Origin of the sequence: Neobacillus drentensis (assembly GCF_036962765.1) — a bacterium.
Lineage (GTDB): Bacteria > Bacillota > Bacilli > Bacillales > Cytobacillaceae > Neobacillus > Neobacillus drentensis_C.
In genome coordinates this window covers 1-7,327 of sequence record NZ_JBALOS010000080.1, presented here as the reverse complement: position 1 = coordinate 7,327, position 7,327 = coordinate 1, and the positions used below count along the sequence as shown (strand labels likewise).

General features: G+C 36.7%; 2 protein-coding genes. Both read left to right on the top strand.

The window, feature by feature from the left end; all coding sequences use genetic code 11:
• Positions 1–2,059: 2,059 nt before the first annotated feature.
• On the top strand, positions 2,060–3,988 hold the full coding sequence (locus V7137_RS11770) for an McrB family protein (protein WP_335698261.1): 1,929 nt from the start codon (positions 2,060–2,062) through the stop codon (positions 3,986–3,988).
• 5 nt (positions 3,989–3,993) lie between these two features.
• On the top strand, positions 3,994–6,906 hold the full coding sequence (locus V7137_RS11765; protein WP_335698260.1) for a nuclease domain-containing protein: 2,913 nt from the start codon (positions 3,994–3,996) through the stop codon (positions 6,904–6,906).
• Positions 6,907–7,327 lie beyond the last annotated feature (421 nt).

The window sequence follows — 7,327 nt, the reverse complement described above, 5'->3', positions numbered from 1 at the left end:
GTGCTTATATATGAAGTTACAACTATGGCTTGATGAGAGTGGAGACTTTCAGGATGCAGGGAAATTAAATAGAAATCCGTCGCTCGTCGGTGGGATCCTAATCAAAAAGGGCATCATTAATGAAGACACCGCCAGAAAACTGCTGGGGAAATCATATGTTCATTTTTTTGAGGAAAAGTCTGATTACACCTTGAAAATTTTAGAAGAAGTTCACTCCCAAAAAGGCCATTTTGTTATTTTTCAAAATGAAGAGCGGTTAATGGTGATTGACGGGGATACAACCTACTTAAATGTACTTTCAGAGGGGATAATACAGCTTCTGCTTAAATTGTCAGCGCTTTATGGTAATTTTGAATTAGACATATGCATCGCCTTACGGAAAAACGTTTCGAAAGGCTATGGTGTGATTGATAAAGAACAATATACAAATAGATTGAAAGAACGTGTCATTGTAGGTCTAGCCCGAAAAACCTTAACTAGAAAGAATGCTTGGAAATATAATATCCAGTTTGATGATGCCAGAACGAATCCTCAACTGATGCTGGCTGATGGAGTTTGTAACACGTATTTAACGAGAACATCGTCAAAGTTTACAGACGGACAAAGGGAAATCATCAGAAGGCTGTATAAGGAAGAGTTTATTTTTTCCTTTTATGAAAATACTCCTGAAAATGGAATTCAACGCATGCTGGCAGAAGGAAAATTCAGTCATGCACTGTTTGAAATTATAACAAACCAATATTTGGAAAACCGTAGTTATTATATCGACCTAATATTAAATAGATTGAAAGTATTAGATGATTACAGTATGAAAGTCCATTTTCAGGAATTCTCGATTAACTTGAATACATTAATTAAAATTGATCGGAGATATAGTTTTACGAAACCAATATTGGAAGGAATCCAAAATGAGTTGATGCCAAAGCTGGAGGAAAACGAGATCCGGGCAACGGAGTTTATCTTGGATATCATTTTATATTTATATACGTTATACACCCACGAGGGCAGTGTCCTAGCAGATCAACAAGATCAATTGTTCTTAACGCACATCAATAAAGTGGATGACATTATGACGAAGATAACCTATATCAATATGTACAAGATCCGCAAAGGTGTCCATGAAAAGAATATGCTTAATATTACGGAATCGATTAAAGATTTATCCCACGCCATCAACGTGCTCGAAGAGATGATCGGGATGATGAGCATTTTGGAAGATGAAGTTTTGGATACGGCCAAGGATTCCAATAAGTTTGAGTCGCTGGGCAAGGCCTATGGTACTAGAGGCCAAGGATATATGATGCTATTACCGGGAAATCCTGATTATTTATCATTTGCCATAGAGGATTTTGACAAGGCTTTACAGCATTTTACAACAGATAATGATAAGGAAAGACAGTATATTTATAAGTCCTTTGCTTACAGCGAAGGAAAAAAGTTTGAGGAAGCAATTGAGCAATTATTTTTATCTTGTAGTCTATTTGTGGAGCATACATCTTTTGAGGATTTCCTGTCTCATTTAAAATCCCAGGATACTAGTAAAGTCATTTTTAAATACTACAGCTACATCAAATTGATGGCGCTGGCGAAACAGGNNGATCAAATGTACCAAGCAATGAATTCTGCAGGGATCACTCCCGAATACATTGAAAAAAAATATACTTTTCCCCATCCTCTGCAATTCATTCATTGGTATATGGCAATTTTTGCTGAAGCCAACGGAAAGCAAAGTTTGGCCAAACGCAATTTAAACCGGGGGATAGAAATATTAGAAGAGCTTCCGCTAAGCCAAATTACACTGAAAGTCATCCAACTGGGTATGCTCGCTGAAAAAGTTCGGATGTCGAGCAACTCCAACGAGTCTGCACAAGCAAAGGCACAGCTATTAAACTTGTATAAGGAGATTAACAATGAGCTAAATCCCAGCGTTGCAAATTATTTAGATTTGTTACATGACAAAACAGTTCAATCATTAACGAGTAAGGACTTACAGGAACTAATATCAAAGACTATCTGCATAAATTAACATCCATGAACTGAACCATGTAGGAGGAGCATTATGTCATTACAGGTAAAGGAAATTAGACATTCATCAAGTTTTTCGATAGAAAACTTAGACGAAATTGATCAATATATTTGTGAGCTATATGACATCAAGGAACATTATTTAGTAGGGAGGGTGAAAAGTAATAAAAATAGCCAATCTACGGCTAAAATTTTCTTTATTGAGGATTTGGTTAACCCCTTTACTGGTCAAAATATTGGCCAACTCATAGGAGGGGGGAGAAAGAAACCTAATGCGATCTGCAGACAAACAAGACTTGAAGATGTTAACCTACAGGAAAATCAATTGGTTTTGTTCCAATTCAAAATAGAAAACCTATCTGATTCAAATCTATCAAAAGGAAATATTCTCGCAGCAGATAAAAATTCAGTGATTCCAATTGATGACAATTATGATTTATTGCGTGAACTGCAAATCACTGTAGCAGATTTAAAAGTACCTGGAATCCTTAACACAGACAATCCGAATGAAATTGCCTTTTGGTTTTTTAATGACTTTTATAAAGATGCCATCAAGGAAAAGGTTAAGCAGGAAGTTGGCAAAATTAGACAGGAGATAGTTAAACTTGATAATAGAAAACAATTCTGGAGAGATGAAGAAACACGGATCCGTGATCTTGAAGGAAAAGTACAAAATGAACTAAATGTACTTAACAGAAAAAGACATGAATTAGATCAAGATCGAGAGAACCTAATTAAGCTAAATGAGAAGCTAAAGCAAATCGGGTTATCCGTTCTGGAAGAAAGGGAAGAAATCCTGGAAGAGTGTACGAAACAATCGCTTGAGATACCGGACAACGAGGAAGAGTTGGTGAAAGGTATTCAACGGCAAATAGCTGCGGCAGGACTACATTACGAACTGCAGACCATTCTTCGCCTATATACCACATTAAAGACAAATCAGTTTATTATTTTAAGCGGACCGTCCGGGACAGGGAAAACGAGTTTAATAGCCGCCTTTGCAGAATGTATTTCCGCCCAATACAAAATTATCCCTGTTCAACCAAGCTGGATGGACCGCCAAGACTTGCTCGGTTTTTATAATCCGATGCGGAAACAATATGTTCCATCGGTGTTTATTGATACATTAATCGCAGCAAAGAAACAGCCTGAAAAACTGTTTATCATATGTTTGGATGAGTTGAATCTTGCCCAAATCGAATACTATTTAGCTGATCTATTAAGTGTCAGAGAACTTAAAAAGCCAACACTTGAATTATACAGCAGATATGAATATGACCAAGCGATGGAAGAAGTCAACTGGTATATACAGAAGGTTATTAATGATATAGACGAAACCATGGATCGATGGATTGAAGACCACCTTGGCATCAACACGATGGAGCAGTTTGCTTTTATGCAGCGGTATCAAAATTTAAAAAGGTATCCTTTTTCGTTTGAACTTCCGGAAAATGTCAGACTGATTGGAACGATGAATGTGGATGGTACCGTACGCCCCTTAAGTCCAAAGGTTATCGACCGCAGCTTTATTTTAGAATTATTAAAGCAGGATAGTAAGGTAGACATTCCGGAAGAACTTGGCTGTTATCCATTACCAGCACAGCATTTTATGGTAGAATTGGATAATGGAAATCCAGATGCTGATTTGACAAAGAGATTTACTGAGTTTAATAAACGATTAATCTCATTCCATGCCAATTACAATAACCGTGTGGAAAACCACTTAGGTTTATATGGAGCAGCCGCCCAACCATTCAATCTCACTAATGGTCAATTGGATGATGAACTATTTGTCATGAAGCTGTTGCCTAGGATTCATTATTTAATGGAAGAAGATTCGAGCACCGCCAATTTTGTTAATTGGATTAGGGATGAATTTGGTGAAAAAAGCCTTAGTTATAAAAAAGTAAGCCAGATGCATTCTGCCTCCCATAAATCTGGAGTCTTCACCTACTGGAGCTGACGATCATGAAGATACAACCATATATGATCGATGTCGAATATAATTTTAATGGACTATTAACGAATGGAACGCTGCCAGTAATAAAGGTCCATCTTTTTGACCAGTTGAACTATGATGCTGAACAGGAATGCTGGTATACCTTCAATTATTACCGTGGTGATATACAGAAAGAAAATGGACAGATACAACCCGAAATGCTCCAGACCGGTTTTAAATTAGTTGAAGGTAATCCAGATGATGTAACTATCTATTTAGCTTCGCTTGATGGTAAGCATAAACGGAAATTGCACTTTGATGTAACGGAGGAAATTTGGTTTGAACTGAGACATTTTGGTAAAAAAGATGGAAAATACGTGGAAGATCATCGCGACTGGGTATCAGGCATTGTTTTTGCTGGAGAAATAAATATCGTCATAGAAGCTACGAATGAAACCAAAGTGGAAAAGCTCGTGTTTCTTCCTTCTGGTATTTCAATCCGAGACTATGAAGCAATGCTGGATGATTTAAAACGGATTCGCGAAGACTTAATCAGCCGCAGCAAAACAAATGTGGAAGTAAGTGCAAAGCTTGAAAGGACCCCATATAAGATAAAGGAAATTGTCGATGCAATAGAAAAGCCCCTCCGTCAAATAAATAACCAGCCGGCAGGTGAACTATCCTTTAAATGGGCTTATCTAAAACCTGATAAATCTAGCAGATTTCATGCTCGGACAGAAATAGAAAAGGAAATCATTCCGGGAAAAAATAAATATCGGACCTTTGTAAACTATGAAACAGATCATACCTATGAAAATAGATTAATCAAACAAGAACTGAGCCGGTTGAGAGCTTATTGTGAACGATACAGTTCTCATGCACCGTTGCACTACACAGATCAAGAGCAAAAGTTTAATGAAATGAATACTTTGTATGCAAAAAGCAATGTCAAGGTTCATAAATTGATCGGAGAATTGGATAAAGCTGATTTTAAAAAGGGAAAAGCAATATTAGCCAAAAACATTGAAACCATTGAAAAACAAATCAATCTTCGTAAGAATCAAATATTGAATCAGTTAGCACCGAGAACAGGGAGATTACTTGATGGTTATCAAGAGGTAAAAACAACTATATCTTGTTCTATATCTGCTTTTCAGATGATCAATACGAATTATTCCTTCGAACCTTATTTTAAAACGTTCTTAGAGTCCGGTTGGGATCAGAAAAATCAGGAAGTACACCTAAAGTTCAATGAATATCGATATGTCCTAAATGGAGACGGTCAAATCGTACCTAGACCAAAAAGTAAGTTTGTAAGGATTCACAATTTCTCAAAGCAGTTAGTCGATCATTGGAAATTATTGAAAGGGATTAGATTAGCCAGTGTGCTTCTTAGGGATCATCCATTCGGAGAAGTGACCATGGAAATTAGCGGCCAAGCCGTTTGGAGAGGAATACGTAATGATCCAACCGATTGGAACGATATTTTCGGCATCCCATCCAATCGAGAGGGTAAGAATGATTATAAATTTATTTTTTCATCGGTCGAAGAAATTAAGGTGAATGGAACGAAGATCGAACCGGAAACCAATGATGCCCAAATAAAAAAAGAATTAGCAAGTTTTATTGAAGATTTAGATCCTTGGTTAACCCGGCTTTACAATAAATGGGATAAAGGCAAGATGAATTTTTCTGTAGTCAATCAGTTAGCCAATTTGGAAGGCGAAAAGACGGAGATTATCCATAACGGTGAACTCATGGATGAAGTAATCCAAAAACTTGATTGTCTATTGAATCTTCCATTGTTTAGGAAAATTCCCCTGACAACTCCATTGCCCCTGCAGCCGACTCAATTGTTTTTACATGATCCAATCTATCAACAGGTTTGGCGGTTGTTGCAGTCTTTAGAGGACGAGGTAGGAATCTCATTTTTATCCTTGCAGAATCAGCGGAAAATCGGAGTCGAAAAGGTCCATAAAATCTATGAAACCTGGTGTCTTTTTAAAGTATTACATATCTTAACAACGAATTTGGGTTGGGAACTAAAAGATCAACAGCAGGTTACCGCCTGTCTATCAAGTTATTTGGAAAATAAACGAAATAGTTTGGACGGCTTTGAAACCAGTCTTTATCAAAAATCTTGGCGTATCGAATTTAAGTATGAACCTAAAGTTAAAAAACTTGAGGATGGTAATCGGAAATTTAGTAGAGTAGAACCTGGAAATTGCCGGCCGGACTATTTATTTACTCTATATAAAGATAATGAGCTAATCGGAAATATTTATCTTGATGCGAAGCATAAAAATTTTCAAGAACAGGGATTACAGGAATTAACCGAGCTGGTCAACGATACCGCTATCAATAATTACGGCAAAATGGTTCCTTTAAATATTGAAGGTAAAACGCTAGCCTCTTTCTTAGTACATTCGGATATTGCAACTGGAATGAACAATGAAACCAATGGTGAGAATTATTATTCCTATTATAATCGAGAGGAGTTTCCAAAAGAGCTCGAAATGGCAGATGACCATGAAGCCCATAAATATGGTGCCATATACATGCTCCCCTCGGCAATTCATTCCTTTAAAAATTGGTTTAGGATGGTGATGGAATTCCGTGTCGGCATATATCGGAAATGCTGGATGTGTGGATGTGAAGAGGTTCATTTTGATATGCATTATACGGAAAAAGGCTATCCAAAATATTATTTAACCTGTACCAATTGCCACGAATTCTGGGTAAAGGTCCACTGCCACACGGGAGATAATATCATTAAGCATCCAAATAATTATCATCGCCAGGTGTTTAAGGACTATTCCTGGTATATCGTCTGCCCGACCTGCGGAGATGGATTTGAAATTGAAGACCAGATTAATCAGGAAAAACAGAGGAAAATTGATGCTGCATTGTCGGATTGGGAGGAGGTTTTGCCACCGTGGTAGTGAAACACCAAATCGTATTATTTAAAAAGGATGTCCGGATTAGCCTATTTTAAAGACATTACAAGGAGCTTGCGATTATAGCAAGCTCTATTTTCTTTTTTACAAATTGCACTTTTCTATTGCTGCTATTAATTAAATAGATTAAAAGGATTTTGCATTTGTGAAAATAATAGGATAATAGGGATAATGACGTAAGAGTATGTTAATGTTACACGATTCAAAAGCTTATCTGTTCAATATATTGGTCTATAATTTTTGCCACAAGATTATAGATTGTAATGAAAAAATTGAAAATAAAAAATAATCTGCAGACCCTTCTAAGAAAAGGAACTGCAGTTATTGTCGTTAACTATAAGGAATACCCCTGATAAGTAGTGTGGTAACATTTTGGTAACATACTAGAAATCATAAATAAAAATTA